The following is a 17,862-nucleotide window of genomic DNA, read 5'->3' as shown; positions in this document are numbered from 1 at the left end:
GCAGTGCGAGATTCATGCCACTGTGCATGGCTCTCTGCGTCGTACATTTTTACATTAGGTGTCGGATATCGCCACATAAAGCATGTTCAGTTCGCCTCAGGCAGTCGCCCTGGGGCGCGTCAGCAGGCCGCCATGGAAGGCCTGCGTGTGTTCGTTCACACCATCCTGCCCGCATTAGCACTGATGTACAGGTGAAATCGCCAGCCATCGGGGTTTCACAGTTTTCCTTGGATAAAAAGAAGCACGGGGTACACAACTGATGGACGCAACATCCACAACCACCACCGCGAAAAGCGGGCACGAGAGCAAGCTCAGTGCCTCGCTGAAGTCGCGCCACCTGACGATGATGTCGATCGCCGGGGTTATTGGCGGCGCCTTGTTCGTCGGATCCGGCAGCGTGATCCACAGTGCCGGCCCAGCCGCTGTCCTGGCCTACCTGGCAGGCGGCATCCTGGTGGTGCTGATCATGCGCATGCTGGGTGAAATGGCGACTTCCTCGCCTGACACCGGCTCGTTCTCAACCTACGCCGACCGCGCCATTGGCCGTTGGGCCGGTTTTACCATCGGCTGGCTGTACTGGTGGTATTGGGTCATCCTCATGGCCTGGGAAGCCTATGTGGCGGGCAAGATCCTGCATGGCTTCTTCCCCGACGTTAGCGTCAACGTGTTCGTGCTGGCCACGACCCTGTTGCTGATCACCGTCAACTTCTTCAACGTCAAGCACTACGGTGAGTTCGAGTTCTGGTTCGCCTTGATCAAGGTGATTGCGATCGTCTGCTTCCTGATCGTGTGTACCGCTGCCGTGATGAACATCTGGCAGTTCGGTGAAGTGCGTGGCATCAGCCACCTCACTGCCGAAGGCTTCATGCCCAATGGCATCACCACGGTGATCGGTGCCTTGCTCGGGGTGATGTTCGCCTTCCTCGGCGCCGAAATCGTCACCATCGCCGCTTCCGAAGCCAAAGACCCGGCTGCGCAGATCGTCAAGGCAACCAACTCGGTGGTCTGGCGTGTGTGCCTGTTCTACGTCGGTTCGATCTTCCTGATCGTCTGCCTGGTACCGTGGAACGACCCGCACCTGGGGGTTTCTGGCTATGGCGCTTACCGCCGTACCCTGGAACTGCTGGGCGTGCCGTATGCCGAGCTGCTGATGAACTTCGTGGTGCTGACTTCGGTGAGCAGCTGCCTGATCTCTGGCCACTACACCGCATCGCGCATGCTGTTCTCCCTGGCCCAGCGTGGCGACGCGCCGTCGTTCTTCAAGATCACCCGCGCCGGTACCGGTGTACCGGTGTACGCGATCATGGGTTCGTGCGCCGTGGCCGTGGTATGTGCGTTGATCAACTTCAGCGAGACCCTGCGCCCGAAAGACGTGCTGGACACCCTGATGAACACCACCGGCATGATCGCCTTGCTGGTGTACCTGGTCATCGCCTTCTCGCAACTGCGCATGCGCCGCAAGCTGATTGCCCAAGGTAAGGAAGTACGCCTGAAGATGTGGCTGTTCCCGTGGCTGACCTACCTGGTGATCGCGTTCATCGTGGCTGCCCTGGTCACCATGGCCTTCATGCCTGACTATCAGATCCTGGTCATTTCCACCGGTATCGCTGCGGCGGTCGTGGTGGCAATGGGGGTGGTGCACCAGATCCGCTCTGGTAGCAAGCAGCACTAAGCGTCACTCGCGTCTGGAAACGGCCGGCTCCCTTGGGGACCCGGCCGTTTCGCGTTGTTGGGCCTGGGCTTTTTCTGCGGGCATGTGGAAACGCTGGTTCATCCACGGTGAACCGAGCAGGGCGGCCGCGGCGATCAGGGCCAGGATGGCGAGGGCGATGTAGGTCTTCATGGGCGTGCGCATGGAAGGACTGACTTCAAGCATAGGTGATCAGTTCCGGTGTTATCCCTTCGCAACCGTCCCGCCGGGCGACAGATGGCATATGCTAGGCACATTGCCCGCCCAAAGGAGCCGCACATGGCCTGGTCCGCCACCCAGTATTCCCTGTTCGAAGACGAACGCACGCGCGCCGTACGCGACCTGATTGCCGCCATCCCGCCACGGCCGGTGCGCCACGCCACTGACTTGGGGTGCGGCCCCGGCAACTCGACCGAGGTGCTGCTGCAACGTTACCCCGATGCCCAGGTGACGGCACTGGACAGCGACCCGGACATGATCGACAAGGCCCGTGAGCGCAAGCGGCTGTGCATCCCGCGTGTGCGCACGGTCATTGCCGACATTGCCGGCTGGACTGCCCCCGAGCCGCAGGACCTGATCCTGGCCAATGCCTCGCTGCAATGGGTGCCTGACCACGCCTTGTTGTATCCGCACCTGGTGCGCCAGCTCAGCGAGGGCGCCAGCCTGGCCGTGCAGACCCCGGACAACCTCGACGAACCGGCCCACCGGCAGTTGCGCGAGATCGCAAGCCAAGGCCCCTGGGCGGCGAAGTTCGCCGACTTGCAGTTGCCGCCACGGCACAACGCGGCGTTCTACTACGACTTGCTCAGCCCGCTGTGCGCACGGGTGGACGTTTGGCGCACCACCTATCATCACCCGTTGATGGGCGGCGCCGAAGCGGTAGTGGAATGGTTCAAGGGCTCGGCGTTGCGGCCTTATCTGGCCAGGCTTGATGAGCAGGAGCAGGCTGACTTCCTGCAGATGTACCTGCAGGCCATGCAGCGCGATTATCCGCCGGCCTCTGATGGCAAGGTCCTGTTGCCCTTCCCGCGGTTGTTCGTGATCGCTACCCGCTAGGACGGCGCCAGCGCCAGGCCACGTAGCTGTAGATGCCGAGGTTCAGCGCCAGCACGAGGGTGCCCAGCAGCAGCTGGGTCTGCGGGGTGAGGCCGGCGGGGTAGATCAGTGGCCAGATGTAGTGCTCGACGAAACCGCCCCGGTAACCTGCGTCACCGGCGGCATTGCGCATGCGGTTTTCCCAGGTGGTGAGCGGGCAGCCCAGATGCAGGCACTCCACCGCCAGGCCCCAGGCCAGGGCCGGCAAGTGCAGCAACAGGGCAGGGCGCCAGCGCAGCACCAGCAGGCCGCCGAACAGCACCAGCAGAATGAAGGCCAGGTGCAGCAGCACCAAGGTGTCGGCGGCAAGGCGGTAGAGCATGGGTGGGTGCCCACGGATCGAGGTTTATCCCAGCATAGTTGGGTTGCCTGAACTGGCCCCTTCGCGGGCTCGCCCGGTCCCACAGCTTCACCGCGGATTGTGGATGCTGCGCAGGACCTGTGGGAGCGGGCGAGCCCGTGAAAAGGCCAGCACAGGCCTACACCCTTTCCTCGACCATCTGCAGGAAAGTCGCCACCACCCGGCGGGTTCGCTGCTCGCTCAGGCACACCAGGGTCTCGGTCAAATGGCGCTGGCAATCCACTATCGGTAACGCACATACCCGCGCATCGGCACCGAACTCCGCCGCAGACACCACGCCCACACCAATCCCTACCACCACTGCTTCACGCGCCGCTTCCCGGCCTTCCACCTGGATCGCTGCGCGCATCCGCAGGCCGGCACGTTGCATCTCTTCTTCCAGCGTCTGCCGCGTCACCGAGCCGGGCTCGCGCAGCACCAGTGGCGTGTCGTCCAGGTCGGCCAGGCTGATCGAGCCGCGGCTGGCCCATGGGTGGTGGTGGGAAACGAACGCCACCATCGGGTCACGACGCAGCGGCAGGCAATGCAGGCGCTCGTCATCGACATCCCGGCCCAGCAGGGCCAGGTCAGCCTGATAGCTGAACAGCCGCGCCAATGATTCGTCGGTGTTGCCGGTTTCGATCTTCACCTGGATCCCCGGATAGCGCTGGCAGAAGCGGGCGATCTGCGGCAGCACGTGCACCGGCGCATCCACTGCCAGCACCAGGCTGCCGGTCTGCAGTGCACGCGAGTCGTGCAGCAGCTCCTGGGCTTCGGCCTCGCAGGCGAACAGGCGCTGGCTGATGCCCAGCAGCCGCTCGCCAAGGTCGGTGAGCTGCACCGAGCGTTTGTTGCGGTGGAACAGCAATACGCCGAAGCGCTCCTCCAGTTTGCGCACCTGGTCGGACACCGCAGGCTGGGTAAGAAACAACTTTTCTGCGGCGCGGGTAAAGCTACCGTGCACGGCCACCGCGTGGAAAGCCTTGAGTTGAGCGTGGGAAACCGACATGACGACCTCAGTAACAAGCTGGGCTTATGTGTGTAATACGATAAATCGATTTTATTTATCTTACAGCAACTGTTTCCATGGATTTCAGCCCGACGCTGGCACCACGAATGCCGCCAGGGCCATGGCGCTCACACGGCGCCACCTGACCCGATGACAGCCTCGTCATCGCTGTGCGTAACACAAGAACAAGACAGGCGTTTCTTCACATTCTGCCGGCACACTTGAGCAAGAGGTCAGACTTACATGAATCATTCCCTAGCCGCGTTCAAACGCTGGCGCATCCAGATTTTCGCCATCACCTGGCTGGCTTACGCCGCCTTCTACTTCACCCGCAAAGCCTTCTCGGTGGCCAAGCTGGGCATCGCCGAAGACCCAGGTTTCATGCTCGACAAGGCCGCCATGGCCAACCTGGACGCCATCTACCTGGCCGCCTATGCCGTGGGCCAGTTCACCTGGGGCATGCTTGCCGACCGCTTCGGCCCTCGCGTGGTCGTACTGGGCGGGTTGCTGATCTCTGCGGCGGCGGCAGTGGTGATGGGCAGTTACGCAACCTTCCCGATCTTCGCCACCTGCATGCTGGTACAGGGGCTGGCGCAATCCACTGGCTGGGCCGGCTTGTGCAAGAACATCGGCAGCTTCTTCCCGGCTTCGCAGCGTGGGCGGGTGCTGGGCCTGTGGAGTTCCTGCTATGCCTTCGGCGGCCTGGTGGCCTCGCCGTTCGCGGGCTGGTGGGCCTACACCCTGGTGGGCACCTGGCATGCGGCGTTTTTCTCCAGCGCGGTCGTGGTGGCGCTGGTGGCGGTGCTGTTCTTCTTCCTGCAGCGCAACAAACCTGAGGACGTCGGCTTGCCGGCGGTTGAGCCCGAGCCGCAAAGCATGGCCCCGGCCGACAACCTGTGCAGCGTGTGGGCGCCACTGCGGGAAATCCTGCGCAACCGCACGGTGTTGACCCTGGGCCTGGCGTACTTCCTGCTGAAGCCGGCGCGCTACGCCATCTTGCTGTGGGGCCCTGTGATCGTCTTCGAGCAGATGCCCTCGGTGGGCAAGGTGGGCGCGGCAATCATCCCGACCGCTTTCGAACTGGCCGGGCTGCTTGGCCCGATCATGATCGGCCTGGCCTCGGACAAACTGTTTGGCGCCCGCCGCATGCCGGCCTGCGTGATCAGCCTGGTGCTGCTGACCGTGACACTGGCGTTGTTCATGGCGGCCATGCACACCGGCAGCGTGCTGCTGGTGGTGGCCTTGCTGTTCGTCATGGGCCTGACCCTGTACGGGCCGGACTCGATGATCAGCGGCGCTGCGGCCATCGACTTCGGCACCGCCAAGGCCGGCGCTACCGCAGCAGGTTTCGTCAACGGCTGTGGGTCGGTGGGCGCGGTGCTGGGCGGGCTGCTGCCGGGTTATTTCGACGGCGTCACGGTGTTCATCGTGTTCGCGGGCTGCGCGCTGTTCTCGGCGCTGGTGTTGCTGCCGCACTGGAACAGCCGCCCGGCCAGCAGCGCGCAAGGCACCGACGTGGCACCGAACACCAGCATGGCAATCAAGCCACTGCGTACTTAAAGGAAAGCGAGCGAATGAGACCCTTCTGGCTGCAACAGGCCCTGGATTCGGCGCAGGAGGCGGTATGCCCGCCGCTGCAAGGCGATACCCGTTGCGATGTGTGCATTGTGGGCGGTGGCTACACCGGTCTGTGGACAGCGCTGATGCTCAAGGAGGCGGTACCGGCCCTGGATGTGGTGCTGATCGAGGCCGACATCTGCGGTGCTGGTGCCAGCGGCCGCAATGGGGGCTGTGCGTTGTCCTGGTCGGCCAAGTACTTCACCCTCGAACGCCTGTTCGGGGGGGAGGAGGCGGTGCGGCTGGTGCGCGAGTCGGAGCGCAGCATCACAGACATCGGTGTGTTCTGCGCGGCCAATGGCATCGACTGCGACTTCCGCCTGGACGGCACGCTGTACACGGCCACCAATGCAGCCCAGGTGGGTGCCACCGACGCGGTGATCGCCGCGCTGGAGCGCAAGGGCATCAACTCGTTCCGCCGCTTGCCGCTGGAGCAGGTGCAGCGCCTGGCCGGTTCGGCACGGCACCTGGAAGGCTGGTTCTCGCCGGCCGCCGCCACCGTGCAGCCGGGCAAACTGGTGCGCGGCCTGCGCCGGGTGGCCTTGCAGCGCGGCGTGCGCCTCTACGAAGGCACCGCCATGACCGGCCTGGAGCACGGTGCCCCGGTGCAGGTACGCACGGCCCACGGCACGCTGCGCGCCGACCGTGTAGTGCTGGGCCTCAATGCCTGGATGGCGCGCGTCTTTCCGCAGTTCGAGCGCAGTGTGGCGATCGTTTCCAGCGACATGGTCATTACCGAACCGTGCCCCGAGCTGCTGCGCCAGATCGGCCTGGACAGCGGGATCAGCGTGCTCGACTCGCGTATTTTCGTGCACTACTACCACAACACCTCCGATGGCCGGCTGATGCTCGGCAAGGGCGGCAACACGTTTGCCTATGGCGGGCGCATGTTGCCGGTGTTCGACCAGCCGTCGCCGTATCGGCGGTTGCTGGGCGAAAGCCTTGGCGGCTTTTTCCCGGCCTTGGCCGAGGTGCCACTGGCGGCCAGCTGGAACGGGCCGTCGGATCGCTCGGTGACCGGCTTGCCATTCTTTGGCCGGTTGGACGGGCAGGGCAACGTGTTCTACGGCTTCGGTTACTCCGGCAGCGGCGTTGGCCCGTGCCACATGGGCGGGCAGATTCTTTCGTCGCTGGCGCTGGGGCTGGACAACCCGTGGACCCGGTCGCCGCTGGTCAAGGGGCCGCTGGGGCTGTTCCCGCCCGAGCCGATCCGCTACCTGGGTTCGCTGATGGTGCGCAATGCCATCCGCCGCAAGGAGCAGGCCGAAGATCGTGGTGTGCGCCCGCGAAGGCTGGACGTGCGGTTGGCGCGGTTTGCCGCGGCGGCGGGCAAGGCCGATAAAGGCTGATGAGATTTCTTGTCGATCCCATGCTCGAGGGCGTATAAAATGCACCCACTTTTGGCCGGTCGCTTCCTGAACCGGCCGCTGAAACAAGAGAGTCGACATGGGCGCACAGTGGAAAGCCAAACATAGAGAAACAGCGGCCAATGCCAAAGGCAAGATCATGGGCAAGCTGTCCAAGGAAATCCAGATCGCGGCCAAGTCGGGTGCCGATCCCGACATGAACCCGCGCCTGCGCCTGGCCATCGTGCAAGCCAAGAAGGCTTCGATGACCCGCGAGACCCTGGATCGGGCAATCCGCAAGGGCGCAGGCCTGGACGGTGATGCCGTGCAATACCATGCGGTGAGCTATGAAGGTTTCGCACCGCACCAGGTACCGCTGATCGTCGAGTGCCTGACCGACAACATCAACCGCACCGTCGCGCAGATCCGCGTGCTGTTCCGCAAGGGCCAGCTGGGTGCCAGCGGTTCGGTAGCGTGGGACTTCAACCATGTAGGCCTGATCGAAGCCACGCCTGCGAGCGCTGACGCTGATCCGGAAATGGCCGCGATCGAAGCCGGTGCCCAGGACTTCGAGGAAGGTGAAGAAGAGGGCTCGACCCTGTTCATCACCGACACCACCGACCTGGACGCGGTGCAGAAGGCCCTGCCAGAGCATGGTTTCACCGTGACCGCGGCGAAAATCGGCTACACCCCTAAAAACCCGGTAAGCGCGGCGAGCCTGAGTGCAGAAGCACTGGCTGAGGTTGAAGCGTTCCTCGAAGCGATCGACGAGCACGATGACGTGCAGAACGTCTATGTTGGCCTGACCGAGTAATCGTCCGGGCCGCGTTGCGGCCTGTTCGCGGGCAAGCCCGCTCCCGCAGGTTTTTCACGATGCTTTACGATGTGAGAACCCTGTGAGAGCGGGCTTGCCCGCGAGAGGGCCCTTGAATTCCACCGCAGGGAGCCTGCATGAACCCCACCTTCGCCTCCCTCAGCCTCGCCCACCTGCGTACCCTCGACCACCTGTTGCAGCTTAAAAACCTCAGCCACGCGGCCGAGCGCCTGGGCGTCAGCCAATCGGCCCTTAGCCGCCAGTTGGCCCACCTGCGCGAAGCCTTCGATGATCCATTGCTGGTGCGCCAAGGGCGTGGTTACGTGCTTAGCGAGCACGCCGAAGCCCTGGTCGAGCCTTTGCGCCAAGTGCTCGAAGAACTGCAGGCGCTGCGCCAACCTGCCGTATTCGACCCGGCCCGCTGCGAGCGGCGCTTCTGCCTGGCTGCCTCGGACTATGTGGCCGAGCACATGCTGCCGTTGCTGGTCGCTGCGCTGGAGCACGAAGCGCCCGGCGTTTCGCTGGAGTATCGCACCTGGCAAGCCGGCCAGTATGCCTTGCTGGCCAGTGGCGAAATCGACCTGGCGACCACATTGTTCGACGAGTCGCCGCCCAACCTGCACGGGCGCCTGCTGGGGGAGGACCGCGCAGTGTGCCTGATGCGCCGCGATCACCCGCTGACTGCACATGGCGCGCTCAGCCAGGCCGACTACCTGGCGCACAAGCACGTACGTATCTCCGGCGGCGGGGACAAGGACAGCTTCATCGACCGCCATCTGCGCGCGCAGGGCCTGCAGCGGCGGGTCAGCCTGGAAGTGCCGTTTTTCTCCGCCACGGTCAACGTGATTGCCAGCAGCCAGGCCGTGGCCACGGTCCCCGAGCACATCGCCCGGCAGTTGAGCCGTTTGCATGATCTGGCCTGGCGGCCACTGGGCTTTATCGACCACAGCCAGCGGTACTGGGTTGTGTGGCACCAGCGCCTGCAAGCCTCGGCCGAGCACCGCTGGTTGCGTAACCGGGTATTCGAGTTGTGGCGCCAGTCGCAGTTTGGTGTGCAGGGCGGGCATGCGGGTTCGCCATAGCAGCTATGCGGGAAGCGGGGTTATTCGGCTGGGGATAGGTGCCTAGACTGGGGGCGATACGTAACCCACAGGAGAGCGAGTGTGACCCCCGAACAATTCCGCCAGTACGGCCACCAGCTGATCGATCTGATCGCCGACTACCGCCAGACCGTGGGCGAACGCCCGGTCATGGCCCAGGTCGAACCTGGCTATCTCAAGGCCGCCTTGCCCGCAACTGCCCCTCAACAAGGCGAACCTTTCGCGGCCATTCTCGACGACGTCAACAACCTGGTCATGCCTGGCCTGTCCCATTGGCAGCACCCGGACTTCTACGGCTACTTCCCCTCCAACGGCACCCTGTCCTCGGTGCTGGGTGACTTCCTCAGTACCGGTCTGGGCGTGCTGGGCCTGTCGTGGCAATCCAGCCCGGCCCTCAGCGAACTGGAAGAAACCACCCTCGACTGGCTGCGCCAGCTGCTCGGCCTGTCTGGCCAATGGAGTGGCGTGATCCAGGACACCGCCTCGACCAGCACCCTGGTGGCGCTGATCAGCGCCCGTGAACGTGCCACCGACTACGCCTTGGTACGCGGCGGCCTGCAGGCCGAAGCCAAGCCTTTGATCGTATATGTCAGCGCTCATGCCCACAGCTCGGTGGACAAGGCTGCACTGCTGGCAGGTTTTGGGCGCGACAATATCCGCCTGATCCCCACCGACGAACGCTACGCCCTGCGCCCAGAGGCACTCCAGGCGGCGATCGAACAGGACCTGGCCGCCGGCAACCAGCCCTGCGCCGTGGTTGCCACCACCGGCACTACGACGACCACTGCCCTCGACCCGCTGCGCCCGGTGGGCGAAATTGCCCGGGCCAATGGGCTGTGGTTGCACGTTGACTCGGCCATGGCCGGTTCGGCGATGATCCTGCCCGAGTGCCGCTGGATGTGGGACGGCATCGAGCTGGCCGATTCGGTGGTGGTCAACGCGCACAAATGGCTGGGTGTGGCCTTCGATTGCTCGATCTATTACGTGCGCGATCCGCAGCACCTGATCCGGGTGATGAGCACCAATCCCAGCTACCTGCAGTCGGCGGTGGATGGCGAGGTGAAGAACCTGCGCGACTGGGGCATTCCGCTGGGTCGTCGGTTCCGCGCCTTGAAGCTGTGGTTCATGTTGCGCAGCGAGGGTGTCGACGCATTGCAGGCACGGCTGCGGCGTGACCTGGACAACGCCCAGTGGCTGGCGGGGCAGGTCGAGGCGGCGGCGGAGTGGGAAGTGTTGGCGCCAGTACAGCTGCAAACCTTGTGCATTCGCCATCGACCGGCGGGGCTTGAAGGGGAGGCGCTGGATGCGCATACCAAGGGCTGGGCCGAGCGGCTGAATGCATCCGGCGATGCTTATGTGACGCCGGCTACACTGGACGGGCGGTGGATGGTGCGGGTGTCGATTGGTGCGCTGCCGACCGAGCGGGGGGATGTGCAGCGGCTGTGGGCACGTCTGCAGGACGTGATCAAAGGCTGAAGCCTGTACGGTACGTGTGTGAGCGGGCTTGACCGCGAAGGGGCTGCAAAGCAGCCCCTGCAATCTATCAGTGACTTACTGCCTGAAAGCTATCTTTACGGCTGGCTTCATAGGCTGCCTTTTCCATCGGCTTGGCCTCTGGGTTGCCCAGGTCTTCCATCGCCAGGCGGTGGGTTTCGGGGGCAATGTAGGCCGCCAGGGCGCACACGCCGGTGATGAAGAAGGCCAGCCCACCGACTACCAGCGGAATGTTGTCCGAGCCAGGTGGGGCAACCATTGCGAACAGCGCGGGCAGCATGGCGGTCAGCATGGTGCCGATGTTCTGCGCGATGGCCATGGCGGTAACGCGGTAGCGGGTGTGGAACAGCTCTGGGTAGAAGCTTGGGAACACCGCGTTGTAACCCTGGTAAACCATGCCCCACATGACGATCGAGGCGGCGAACGCCATTGGCACGTTCTGGATGCTGATCGCATACAGGTAGACGAAGGCCAGCAGGCCTGAGCCCAGGCAGCCAGCGATCATGGTCGGGCGGCGGCCGATCTTGTCCGACAGGTTGCCCACGAACGGGATCACCAGTACCGCGACGATGTTACCGACCACCGGAATCCACAGGTACACGCTCTTGTCGAAGCCGATGCCATACGCCGGCTGTACCGCGTAGGCCGCACCGAAGATGGTGGCCACGACCGGGATCACGTTCATCAGGGCCATGAACATCACCAGCACCATGTGCTTCCAGCTGTGGCGGAAGGCTTCGCTGATGGGCGATTTGACAACCTTGTCCTGTTTCTCTTCTTGAACGAACGCCGGGGTTTCGTGCACTTCCTTACGGATGATGAAGCCGGCAATCAGCACGATGGCGCTCATCAGGAACGGAATGCGCCAGCCCCATTCGGTAAAGGCTTCGCTGGGCATGAAGTAAGCCAGTGGCAGGAATACCGCCGCCGCCAGTACCTGGCCCGCTTGCACACCTTGCAGGGTGAAACTGGCGTAGTAGCCCCTTCGGCCAAACGGCGCATGCTCCATGATCATGGAACTGGCACCCGAAATTTCCCCGGCCACGGCAAAGCCCTGGATCAGGCGCAGCACAACCAGCAAGGCCGGTGCGAGGTAGCCGATGTCGTGGTAGGTGGGTAGCAGGCCGACAGCCATGGTCGACAGGCCCATCAGGAACATGCACAGCAGCAGTACGTTCTTGCGACCGCGGGTGTCACCCCAGTGGCCCAGTACGAAGGCGCCGACCGGACGTGCCAGGTAGCCCACGCCATAGGTGGCCAACGAGGCAATGATGGCCATTTTCGGGTCGGTGTTGGGGAAGAAAATCTGCGGGAAAATCAGCGCAGCGGCCTGGGCGTAGATGAAGAAGTCGTAGTACTCGAGTGCCGAGCCTATCCATCCACTGGCGGTCGCTTTCTTTGCTTGCGAGCTGGAGTGAGCCATCGTTGTCTCCGTTGTTATTGTTGTTTGCGCAGGTTCCGCCAGAGGTTATGCCAAGGCAGGAGGCAACGGTCGGTGTGCCTGCGTCTGTGGTCCATGTTGACCACGGGCCCGCGGTCTAGCAATTCGCTAAAACGGGTTTTGTGCGATAATCGAACGCAAAACTAACCATTCCGTACAAAGAGATTGAAGCGTCGACTTTACCTGCGAATAATCGATCGTGCCATAAACTGTGACAGGGGTTATTTGCCCGAATGGCACCGTATTCCTCCAACAACAAGGAACTCCCGCCATGCAGCGTTCGATCGCTACCGTGTCCTTGAGCGGCACTCTGCCGGAAAAGCTCGAAGCCATCGCCGCCGCCGGTTTTGACGGCGTCGAGATCTTCGAAAACGATCTGCTCTATTACGCTGGCAGCCCGCGCCAGGTGCGCCAGATGTGCGCCGACCTGGGCATTGCCATCACCTTGTTCCAGCCGTTCCGCGACTTTGAAGGCTGCCGCCGCGACCGCCTGCAGAAAAACCTCGACCGCGCCGAACGCAAGTTCGACCTGATGCAGGAGCTGGGTACTGACCTGGTGCTGGTGTGCAGCAACGTCCAGGCCGATGCCCTGGGTGACGAGCAACTGTTGGTCGACGACCTGCGCCTGCTGGGCGAACATGCCGGCAAGCGCGGCCTGCGCATTGGTTACGAAGCGCTGGCCTGGGGCCGCCACGTCAACACATACCAGCAAGTGTGGAACCTGGTGCGCCAGGCCGACCACCCGGCACTCGGGGTGATCCTCGACAGCTTCCACACCTTGTCGCTCAAAGGTGACCCAAGCGCGATCCGCGACATCCCCGGCGACAAGATCTTCTTCGTGCAAATGGCCGATGCGCCGATCCTGGCCATGGATGTGCTGGAGTGGAGCCGCCACTTTCGCTGCTTCCCGGGGCAGGGCGAAATGGACATGGCGGGTTTCCTGGCGCCGATCCTCGCCACGGGCTACCGTGGCCCGCTGTCGCTGGAAATCTTCAATGACGGCTTCCGCGCCGCACCAACCCGGCAGAATGCCGCCGACGGCTTGCGTTCGCTGCTGTACCTCGAAGAGCAGACTAGCTTGCGCCTGGAGCAGGAAAACACGCCGATCGAACCTGGCGTACTGTTCACCCCTCCGCCGGCCAGCGCTTACGACGGCGTGGAGTTCCTGGAGTTCGCGGTCGACGAAGCCGTCGGCGCGCGCCTGGGCAACTGGTTGAAGCGCCTGGGCTTTGCCGAAGCCGGCAAGCACCGCAGCAAAGAAGTGCAACTGCTGCGTCAGGGTGATATCAACATTGTGCTGAACGCTGAACCGTATTCCTTCGGCCACAACTTCTTCGAGGCCCATGGCCCGTCGCTGTGCGCCACTGCGCTGCGGGTCAAGGACCAGCAAGCGGCCCTGAAGCGTGCCACTGCGTTCCGTGGCCAGCCGTTCCGCGGCCTGGTCGGCCCCAACGAATGTGAAGTGCCGGCCGTGCGTGCGCCCGATGGCAGCCTGCTGTACCTGGTAGAGCAGGGCACTGCCGGCCACTCCCTGTACGACACCGACTTCAGCCTGGACAAGAACGCAGCCGCGACCGGCGGCCTGCGCCGCATCGACCACATGGCCCTGGCCCTGCCGGCCGAGTCGCTGGACAGCTGGGTGCTGTTCTACAAGAGTTTGTTCGACTTCGCCGCCGACGACGAAGTGGTGCTCCCCGACCCGTACGGCTTGGTCAAGAGCCGCGCGCTGCGCAGCCAGTGCGGCACCTTGCGCCTGCCGCTGAATATCTCGGAAAACCGCAACACCGCCATCGCCCATGCGCTTTCAAGCTACCGTGGTTCGGGCGTGCATCACATCGCCTTCGATTGTGACGACATCTTCCGCGAAGTGGCGCGGGCCAAGCTGGCAGGGGTGCCACTGCTGGAAATCCCGCTGAATTACTACGACGACCTGGCGGCGCGTTTCGATTTCGACGACGAGTTCCTCAGCGAACTGGCGTACTACAACGTGCTGTACGACCGCGACGCTCAAGGTGGCGAGTTGTTCCACGTCTATACCGAGCCGTTCGAGGAGCGTTTCTTCTTCGAGATCATCCAGCGCAAGGCGGGGTACGCCGGTTACGGCGCTGCCAACGTTGCGGTGCGCCTGGCAGCCATGGCCAAGGCCCGTAGCGGAGCGGCGCGCAAGCCGGTGCTGTAGTCGCCTGCACTGGCCTGTCTTGTGGGAGTGGGGTGAACCCTGCTTCCACAGGATTATTACGGCCCGATTCAGTGACGCTCAGCCACCATCAACAATGACTGCGGCACCGCGCTCTGCGGATGCTGCGGTTCCTGCAGACTGACCAGTCGCAACCCCGCCATGTCCAGCGCAATCAGCCAGCTGGCCAAGGTGCGGAAATACCAAGGCATCGGTTGCCAATCCCCGACGAACCCGGCAAAAGACTCCTCTCGCCAGCCATCCTGATAATCCCCGTCGGCCACGCTCCACGGGTGCAGGGTCTGGATCACCAGCGCACCGCCTGGCACCAGCAAAGCACGCATTGCCGACAACAGTTCAATGATGTCCTGGTGCAACAGTGCGAAGTTGGCGCAGATCAGGTCATAGTTCTTGCCAACATGCACCTTCGCCTCAGCCAACTGCGCATAGCTGGCCAGGTGCACCTCACCCGCGCCCGCGGCTCGCGCTGCATCTACCAGCGTTCTGTCGCCGTCGACGCCCACGGCCTCGATACCCCGGTCGGCCAGCGCGCGCAGCAGCCAGCCCTCACCGCAACCCAGGTCGAGCACCCGTTCGGGCTGGCGGCCAAGGATGGCCAGCAGGATGGCCTGGTCAGTGACCTGGCGACGGCTCTCGATGGCGCCGTTGCGTACGGCGTCGATCCAGGCTTGGGCGTTATGGTGCCAACTGTCGAGCAAGGCGTCTTCAGGGTTGCGCATGATCGGCTCCATCAGCGGAAAAGGTGAAGGGCGAGCCCGGCAACGGCGCAGCCGATCAACACGTGTATCACCCCGCGCTTGTAACGGAACAGTGCCACAGCCGCCGCGAGCGCTATCGCAGCCGAGGACCAGTGGAACGCGCCATCGAACCCGGCCGGCCACAGCACGTGGTAGCCGAAGAACAGCGCAAGGTTGAGGATTACCCCCACTACAGCCGCAGTTATCGCGGTCAACGGGGCGGTGAATTTCAGTTCGTTGTGGGTCGACTCCACCAGCGGCCCTCCGGCGAGGATGAACAGGAACGAGGGCAGGAAGGTGAACCAGGTCACCAGGCCCGCCGCCACAGCGCCCGCGAGGAACGCCTGGTTGGCGCCGAACATCGGCTGCAGGTAGCCACCGACGAAACCGACGAAGGCCACCACCATGATCAGCGGCCCGGGCGTGGTCTCGCCCAGCGCCAGGCCATCGATCATCTGCGTGGGCGACAGCCAGCCATAGTGGCTGACAGCCCCTTGATAGACATAGGGCAGCACTGCATAGGCACCTCCGAAGGTCAGCAGCGCCGCCTTGGTGAAGAACCAGCCCATTTGCGTCAGTGTGCCTTGCCAGCCAAAGGCCGCCGTCAGCAGGCCCATGGGCAGAAGCCAAAGCGCCGCCACTGCCAGCAGCAAGGTCACCAGACGGCCCCAGCTGAAGCGGGCGTGCGAGGGTATCGGGGTCTCGTCGTCGATCAGCGCCGGGCGCTGGCGGGCCCTGGCTGCGCTGTGGCCACCACCTGGCGCGAACTGTGCTGGCAGCACCCGGCCACCGACATACCCCAGCAGTGCGGCCGCCAGCACGATCAGCGGAAAGGGGACGTCGAGCGCGAAAATGGCCACGAACGAGGCCGCGGCAATGGCCCATAACCAGCCATTCTTTAGCGCCCGCGTGCCAATGCGGTGGGCGGCATGCACGACGATGGCGGTCACGGCCGGCTTGATCCCTTCGAAAATCCCGGCTACCACCGGTACTTCGCTCCAGGTCAGGTACACCCACGACAGGCCGATCAGAATGAACAGCGACGGGAGCACGAACAGAGCGCCGGCAATCACCCCGCCCCAGGTACGGTGCATCAGCCAGCCGATGTAGGTGGCCAGTTGCTGGGCCTCCGGCCCGGGCAGCAACATGCAGTAGTTGAGGGCATGCAGAAAACGCCGCTCACTGATCCAGCGGCGCCGCTCCACCAGCTCCTGGTGCATGATCGCAATCTGCCCGGCCGGGCCACCGAAACTGACGAAACCCAGCTTCAGCCAGAACAGCAATGCCTGGCCCAGGCCGACAGAGGCGGGTGTTTGCCCGGCAGTTGCTTGCAGGTGTTCAGCCATGCGGTGTGCCCTTGCCTTCAGCCCGTCGCAGCGCGTTGGCGCTTGATTCGGTACATGTGCCCGTCAGCATGGCGCAGTAGCATGTCGGCATCGTTGCCGTCTTCGGGAAAGCAGGCCACGCCAATACTGCAGGAAGGTGCCTCGATGCCGGAAAATTCGGCGTCGAGCGGTTTGGCCATGACCGCGAGAATGTGCTGTACGTGCGTGGCAATGGCCTCCGGCGACGGGCAATCGGGTAACAGCACGGTGAATTCGTCACCGCCCATCCGCGCTACCGTGCCAGCCGCCCCCACGCAGCTTTCCAGGCGTCGGGCCAGTGTGCACAGTACCCGGTCACCCACGCTGTGGCCGTGGTTGTCGTTGATCTGCTTGAAGTCATTGATATCGAGGAACAGCAAGGCCAGCCTGCGGTTGTGACGCCGGGCCGCGGCCAGGGCGGTGTCCAGCCGCTCATTGAACATGGCGCGGTTGGCCAGCCGGGTCAGTGGGTCATGATGGGCGAGGAAGCGCAGTTCGTCTTCGGCCTCGCGCAGGGCGGTAACGTCCCGTGCCACGCCGATACGCGCCTGGGCCTCGTCGGACCAGCAGGCCGCCCACAGTATGTGCACCACGCTGCCATCCTTGCGAAGGTAACGGTTGCTAAAGTCGTAGTGCGGCTGGCCGTTCATCACCCGCATGATCGAGGCGCGCGTAGCCGGGAGGTCGTCAGGGTGCATGTAGCGGGTGATCGGTGTGCCGATCAGTTCGCAGGCTTCATAGCCCAGCAGCGTCTTGCAGGCATCACTGACGAACACGATCTGGTTGTCCCTGTCGACCACGAATACCGTGTCCAGCATCAGGTGGATCAGCCTGGGGTACAACGCTTGCAGGTCTACGGGCATGGTTCAGGGGGTCCGCGGCAGGGTGACCGATCATAGCCTGAAGGAATACGTCGCAGCTACGGCAGCCTGCAGGGCCAGGGCGCCGATTGTCGTCACAGTCCAGTGCTTGCAGAAGCTGCCTTGTGCTGCTCGCCAAGGTATTTGCCCAACTTGCGCCGGCCTTGTCGGTGGGGGGAGCAACGATGGGTGATCAAGGCCCGGTGCCACGCGTTATACTCCGCGCCATTTTGCATGATGGCCGGAGTACGCTATGCGCCAGGTTTTGCTCATCGTCGATGTTCAGTCCACCTTCAGCCCGCCCGAGTGGCTGGTCGATGGTTTGCGCCGGTTGTCAGCGAACATTCCCACCATAGCCTCGGTCGAGTTGCACGATGAACAGATCACGCCGTTCGAGCGCCAGCTTGGCTGGCACCCGGCGGCCGAGGACGAGAGCCTGGTCGAGGCCGACCAGGTGTTCGTCAAGCATGGCTATGGGCAAAGTGCCGAAGCTATCGACTACATCCGGCAACTGGGTGTAGAGCGGGTGCTGGTGTGCGGGTTGCAGACCGAAACCTGCGTGCTGGCCGCAGGCTTTGCCCTGTTCGACGCAGGGCTGATGCCCACGCTGGTGACAGACATGACAATAGGGTCATCGCTGGACCGCTCGGGCAAGTTGGGTACCGACCTGTGGAAGCACCACTTCCGGCAGGTCACCACCTCGGCCGAGGTGCTGGCCGAACTGGCCTGACAAGAGTAGCGCATGGGGTGGCGGCTCA

Annotated in this window: 15 protein-coding genes and 1 pseudogene; 9 read left to right on the top strand and 7 right to left on the bottom strand. The window is 63.7% G+C overall.

Features of this window, described 5'->3' with window-relative positions:
- Positions 1-259: 259 nt before the first annotated feature.
- Positions 260-1,672, top strand: coding sequence for an amino acid permease (locus QCL51_RS14935; protein WP_021783155.1), 1,413 nt, complete (start codon positions 260-262; stop codon positions 1,670-1,672).
- A gap of 3 nt (positions 1,673-1,675) precedes the next feature.
- Here the strand turns inward: QCL51_RS14935 and QCL51_RS14930 are convergent, their stop codons facing one another.
- Positions 1,676-1,855, bottom strand: coding sequence for a hypothetical protein (locus QCL51_RS14930; RefSeq protein WP_028698076.1), 180 nt, complete (start codon positions 1,853-1,855; stop codon positions 1,676-1,678).
- 114 nt (positions 1,856-1,969) lie between these two features.
- On the opposite strand from QCL51_RS14930, the gene tam reads away from it, so the two are divergent.
- Positions 1,970-2,746, top strand: coding sequence for a trans-aconitate 2-methyltransferase (tam, locus tag QCL51_RS14925; RefSeq protein WP_021783153.1), 777 nt, complete (start codon positions 1,970-1,972; stop codon positions 2,744-2,746).
- On the opposite strand, the gene QCL51_RS14920 is transcribed toward tam, so the two are convergent.
- Both QCL51_RS14920 and QCL51_RS14915 read right to left on the bottom strand, forming a co-directional pair.
- Entirely contained in the window at positions 2,736-3,107 is a 372-nt protein-coding gene (locus QCL51_RS14920) for a DUF2784 domain-containing protein (protein ID WP_021783152.1), read from the bottom strand. The genes tam and QCL51_RS14920 overlap by 11 nt on opposite strands.
- 157 nt (positions 3,108-3,264) lie before the next feature.
- Positions 3,265-4,134, bottom strand: a complete 870-nt coding sequence (locus QCL51_RS14915) for a LysR substrate-binding domain-containing protein (protein ID WP_021783151.1) — start codon at positions 4,132-4,134, stop codon at positions 3,265-3,267.
- Positions 4,135-4,377: 243 nt separating this feature from the next.
- Here QCL51_RS14915 and QCL51_RS14910 point away from each other — a divergent pair.
- From QCL51_RS14910 to QCL51_RS14890, 5 genes and pseudogenes are all read left to right on the top strand, one after another.
- Positions 4,378-5,628 (top strand): annotated as a pseudogene (locus QCL51_RS14910) (MFS transporter); the annotation flags it as partial.
- A gap of 80 nt (positions 5,629-5,708) precedes the next feature.
- Positions 5,709-7,100, top strand: a complete 1,392-nt coding sequence (locus tag QCL51_RS14905; protein ID WP_330508052.1) for an FAD-dependent oxidoreductase — start codon at positions 5,709-5,711, stop codon at positions 7,098-7,100.
- A 97-nt stretch (positions 7,101-7,197) separates the two neighbouring features.
- On the top strand, positions 7,198-7,911 hold the full coding sequence (locus tag QCL51_RS14900) for a YebC/PmpR family DNA-binding transcriptional regulator (protein WP_004575404.1): 714 nt from the start codon (positions 7,198-7,200) through the stop codon (positions 7,909-7,911).
- A 137-nt stretch (positions 7,912-8,048) separates the two neighbouring features.
- A complete protein-coding gene (locus QCL51_RS14895; protein ID WP_021783147.1) occupies positions 8,049-8,993 on the top strand; it encodes a LysR family transcriptional regulator in 945 nt (314 codons plus the stop codon).
- Positions 8,994-9,074: 81 nt separating this feature from the next.
- A complete protein-coding gene (locus QCL51_RS14890; protein WP_021783146.1) occupies positions 9,075-10,487 on the top strand; it encodes a DOPA decarboxylase in 1,413 nt (470 codons plus the stop codon).
- Between the two features lie 67 nt (positions 10,488-10,554).
- Here QCL51_RS14890 and QCL51_RS14885 read toward each other — a convergent pair whose 3' ends face one another.
- Positions 10,555-11,928, bottom strand: a complete 1,374-nt coding sequence (locus QCL51_RS14885; protein WP_021783145.1) for an MFS transporter — start codon at positions 11,926-11,928, stop codon at positions 10,555-10,557.
- Between the two features lie 289 nt (positions 11,929-12,217).
- Here QCL51_RS14885 and quiC point away from each other — a divergent pair, with 289 nt between their 5' ends.
- Positions 12,218-14,125 carry a 3-dehydroshikimate dehydratase QuiC gene (gene quiC, locus QCL51_RS14880; RefSeq protein ID WP_103462609.1) on the top strand — a complete coding sequence of 636 codons (1,908 nt, stop codon included), beginning with the start codon at positions 12,218-12,220 and terminating at the stop codon, positions 14,123-14,125.
- Between the two features lie 68 nt (positions 14,126-14,193).
- On the opposite strand, the gene QCL51_RS14875 is transcribed toward quiC, so the two are convergent.
- Genes QCL51_RS14875 through QCL51_RS14865 form a run of 3 tightly spaced genes read right to left on the bottom strand, consistent with a single transcriptional unit; the run spans position 14,194 to position 17,107 of the window.
- Positions 14,194-14,862 (bottom strand): class I SAM-dependent methyltransferase, encoded by a 669-nt coding sequence (locus QCL51_RS14875; protein ID WP_021783143.1) that lies wholly within the window; start codon positions 14,860-14,862, stop codon positions 14,194-14,196.
- A gap of 11 nt (positions 14,863-14,873) precedes the next feature.
- Positions 14,874-16,226 (bottom strand): chromate efflux transporter, encoded by a 1,353-nt coding sequence (gene chrA / locus QCL51_RS14870; RefSeq protein WP_021783142.1) that lies wholly within the window; start codon positions 16,224-16,226, stop codon positions 14,874-14,876.
- Positions 16,227-16,243: 17 nt separating this feature from the next.
- A complete protein-coding gene (locus QCL51_RS14865) occupies positions 16,244-17,107 on the bottom strand; it encodes a sensor domain-containing diguanylate cyclase (RefSeq protein ID WP_103444588.1) in 864 nt (287 codons plus the stop codon).
- A 250-nt stretch (positions 17,108-17,357) separates the two neighbouring features.
- Between QCL51_RS14865 and QCL51_RS14860 the strand changes: the two genes are divergently transcribed.
- Positions 17,358-17,834 carry an isochorismatase family protein gene (locus QCL51_RS14860; protein ID WP_021783140.1) on the top strand — a complete coding sequence of 159 codons (477 nt, stop codon included), beginning with the start codon at positions 17,358-17,360 and terminating at the stop codon, positions 17,832-17,834.
- The last annotated feature ends 28 nt before the right edge of the window (positions 17,835-17,862 follow it).

Origin of the sequence: Pseudomonas sp. LTR0, assembly GCF_036630035.1 — a bacterium.
GTDB lineage: Bacteria > Pseudomonadota > Gammaproteobacteria > Pseudomonadales > Pseudomonadaceae > Aquipseudomonas > Aquipseudomonas putida_Y.
Note: the sequence above shows the minus strand (reverse complement) of the source record. Positions and strands in the feature narration are given on the sequence as shown.

What these genes read in the sequence shown, in the direction of transcription:
- QCL51_RS14935 (WP_021783155.1), top strand. Translation starts at nt 260, where the DNA reads ATGGACGCAACATCCACAACCACCACCGCGAAAAGCGGGCACGAGAGC.
- QCL51_RS14930 (WP_028698076.1), bottom strand. Translation starts at nt 1,855, where the DNA reads ATGCGCACGCCCATGAAGACCTACATCGCCCTCGCCATCCTGGCCCTG.
- tam (WP_021783153.1), top strand. Translation starts at nt 1,970, where the DNA reads ATGGCCTGGTCCGCCACCCAGTATTCCCTGTTCGAAGACGAACGCACG.
- QCL51_RS14920 (WP_021783152.1), bottom strand. Translation starts at nt 3,107, where the DNA reads ATGCTCTACCGCCTTGCCGCCGACACCTTGGTGCTGCTGCACCTGGCC.
- QCL51_RS14915 (WP_021783151.1), bottom strand. Translation starts at nt 4,134, where the DNA reads ATGTCGGTTTCCCACGCTCAACTCAAGGCTTTCCACGCGGTGGCCGTG.
- QCL51_RS14905 (WP_330508052.1), top strand. Translation starts at nt 5,709, where the DNA reads ATGAGACCCTTCTGGCTGCAACAGGCCCTGGATTCGGCGCAGGAGGCG.
- QCL51_RS14900 (WP_004575404.1), top strand. Translation starts at nt 7,198, where the DNA reads ATGGGCGCACAGTGGAAAGCCAAACATAGAGAAACAGCGGCCAATGCC.
- QCL51_RS14895 (WP_021783147.1), top strand. Translation starts at nt 8,049, where the DNA reads ATGAACCCCACCTTCGCCTCCCTCAGCCTCGCCCACCTGCGTACCCTC.
- QCL51_RS14885 (WP_021783145.1), bottom strand. Translation starts at nt 11,928, where the DNA reads ATGGCTCACTCCAGCTCGCAAGCAAAGAAAGCGACCGCCAGTGGATGG.
- quiC (WP_103462609.1), top strand. Translation starts at nt 12,218, where the DNA reads ATGCAGCGTTCGATCGCTACCGTGTCCTTGAGCGGCACTCTGCCGGAA.
- QCL51_RS14875 (WP_021783143.1), bottom strand. Translation starts at nt 14,862, where the DNA reads ATGCGCAACCCTGAAGACGCCTTGCTCGACAGTTGGCACCATAACGCC.
- chrA (WP_021783142.1), bottom strand. Translation starts at nt 16,226, where the DNA reads ATGGCTGAACACCTGCAAGCAACTGCCGGGCAAACACCCGCCTCTGTC.
- QCL51_RS14865 (WP_103444588.1), bottom strand. Translation starts at nt 17,107, where the DNA reads ATGCCCGTAGACCTGCAAGCGTTGTACCCCAGGCTGATCCACCTGATG.
- QCL51_RS14860 (WP_021783140.1), top strand. Translation starts at nt 17,358, where the DNA reads ATGCGCCAGGTTTTGCTCATCGTCGATGTTCAGTCCACCTTCAGCCCG.